The sequence below is a fragment of the Prevotella sp. MGM2 genome (genome assembly GCF_002933955.1).
GTDB lineage: Bacteria > Bacteroidota > Bacteroidia > Bacteroidales > Bacteroidaceae > Alloprevotella.
In genome coordinates this window covers 1-2,581 of sequence record NZ_BEWW01000149.1, presented here as the reverse complement: position 1 = coordinate 2,581, position 2,581 = coordinate 1, and the positions used below count along the sequence as shown (strand labels likewise).

General features: G+C 47.1%; 1 protein-coding gene and 1 pseudogene. Both read left to right on the top strand.

Going from position 1 to position 2,581, the window contains the following annotated elements; genetic code table 11:
- Positions 1-2,138 (top strand): annotated as a pseudogene (locus C5S62_RS13505) (hypothetical protein); the annotation flags it as partial.
- A 91-nt stretch (positions 2,139-2,229) separates the two neighbouring features.
- Positions 2,230-2,581, top strand: a 352-nt coding sequence (locus C5S62_RS03410) for a hypothetical protein (protein ID WP_133159481.1), incomplete at its 3' end; no start/stop codon positions are given.

Genomic DNA, 2,581 nt, shown 5'->3' with positions numbered 1-2,581 from the left:
GTGTTTTCGGAGTGACCCTTTATTTCCCCTATAAGAATGCCGCCGGCGCTGAAAAATTGATCCAGCAGCAGTACAATGTTGAGAGAATGGCCGGTAACATCTATGCAACGATCAATCCTAACACGGTAGACTTCAACGGCCAGAAACTCTCTTTGCTCAACAGCAAGGATGAGGCTAACAGAGAATATCAGCTGGATAAGGCCAAAACGGCCGAAGGCAAACTGATTTCCCGCGCCGCTTCCAAGAATGGCCTGTATGAGATTCCCGTTGTCAACGTGTTCAATGAACAGGGAGATGTGATGAAGGCGCCTGCGACAGACGATAAAGTTCTCTATGCCCTTGCCGCTACTGACAACACTACCAAGGGAAAGGACGGTAAGCCCATCGGACGTAAGGTTTATTCACGCTATGAAATTGAAGTCAATGCTAAGACTGCCACGGCCTTGACTAATGCAGATTTCGAACTTGTTGGTAAAGGCGCTACTGCCGGCGATGGTTCCGTTTATAATTATCTCTTCTCTGAAGAGGCAGCCTCTGCCGGTGATTTGGGTGGCACGCTCCAGCTGAAGCCAGTCTTTGAAGAGCACAAAGCCAAAGGTGCGCAGAAGGTTTATCGCAAATATTTGATTTGTACCGATGCCAGCAAACCCTCCGGCACGACTTCTGCCGCTGAAAGGAATGCAGCTGTTAATGCTATGAACGGTAACGAGGGCTTCAAGGAGGTTCTGGCCGAAGGCACTGACCGTTTCAACGAAATAGGGGTGGCTATCAGCGCTCAGTATAATGGTTGGATTTTCACTTACGACTATTATATCTGGAACTATAACGGTTCGATCTACAAGAATACGTATAAGGTTATCTATACGAAACCTATGATTGAGACCCAAAGCATTACGATGACTCATACGCCGGCTAGCAACCAGTTGCAGGTGGTGACGGAATCTAATCCCAAGTTCAGCGAATTGCTCTGCATGGCTGCTGAAAATAAAAAATGGGTTGACAATGTCAAGACTGTCAGTGTAGGTGCTGTGACTGGTGAAAGCGGTGTCAGAGTATCAGGAAATGAATTCTCAGCTATTACGTTTACTGATGCAAAAGACCAGAATGTACAGAATGTGGCTCTTACCGGCAATGCCGCTACCGGTGTAGCTTTGGCTGCAGCTAATGTCAAGAAATTGTCTCTGACTTATAATCCTGCCGCAATTGCTTTGGGAAAAGTCTATACGGTTCCTGTGAAATTCTATAATGCACAAGGCAATATGGTTAACACCGTGAATATTCTGTTTACGATGAACCGTCCGGAGAAGTACGATGGATTTATCCAGCGTATTGCCGCCGCCTTTGACGGAGACCTTACTATCGCTTGGGCTGACTATGATGCCAACCATCCCGGTTACGCCTTCTACAACATGTCCGGTTCTTATAACAATGTTGGTAAGGATTTGAATACTCCTGTTCTGACCGGCGCCGAGAGCAAGATTCTTTTTAAGGATATGACGGTTTATAACCAGGCGAATAAGAATGAAGCTTACAAGCCCGTTCTTACGACCAACTGGCAGTATGCCAATCCTTTTGAGTTCAACGAAAAGATAGCCGTGCCTATAGCTGCAATTGACAGATCCAGCAAGGTAGCTGGCGCAGAGGATTATGAATATAACCTTGAAGCCGGTGTCAAGTACTTCGGTTTGGGCAATCTTTATGCCGCTACCGAGAACTTCCGCCTGAAGTGGTACAGTCCTATTTACCATGCTCCTTTCCAGCTGACTAAGGATTTGGTGATCGACTATCCCGGTGTGATGGACATGACGAATGCAAGCATCAAGTCTACCGACCCCTCTAAGTCTGGTGAAAACCTTATCTCCTATTTGGCTAACAGAGACTACCGTATTGCCAAGGTTGAGATCAAACCTATTATGAACGGCAGCATATTTGCCGATTCCAACACCGGTTTGTTCACCAAGTATGAAGTTTCTGCCGATGGTACGAAGATTTCGTTTGAAACCACAGAGAAGGCGGCCCTTCAGGGAACTCCTACGGTTAACTTCCACCTTGTTGTGACGGACGTATTCGGTTGTGTGAAAACGCATACGATTCCTGTGAAGGTTATTCCTAACTCTTCTAACGCTCCCAAGAAGTAATACCGACGGATTTTAATATTTGCGTTTAAGGTTTCGAAAAGGAACTGTGACCCATCGTCTGAAGTTCCTTTCCACTCTTAAAATAAAGACAATGGATTTTTGGAAAATATTTCTGCCCGTGACGCTGGTTTTTCTTTTGGCATCCTGTGGCGGCAAACAGGCCGGTGACAACAGGAATGTGCCCGAGGAACCGGACTCTACCATGTACGTCGTGCTTGACTCCCATACGTCCGATTCGCTCACGTTTACGCAAATCGACTCCAAACGCCGGCGCACAATGGGATATGCCTCAGCCAAAGAAAGGCATGCCGTTTATGGCACCCTCACCGACGGCGATACGCTGGCGGTAGTGCCGCAGTTCAGGCAAAAGCGCATACTGTCCTCCGTCAACTATTCCCAACTGGTAGGCTTGTGGATGTTTGAAGGAGGAGATGGTAACGGCA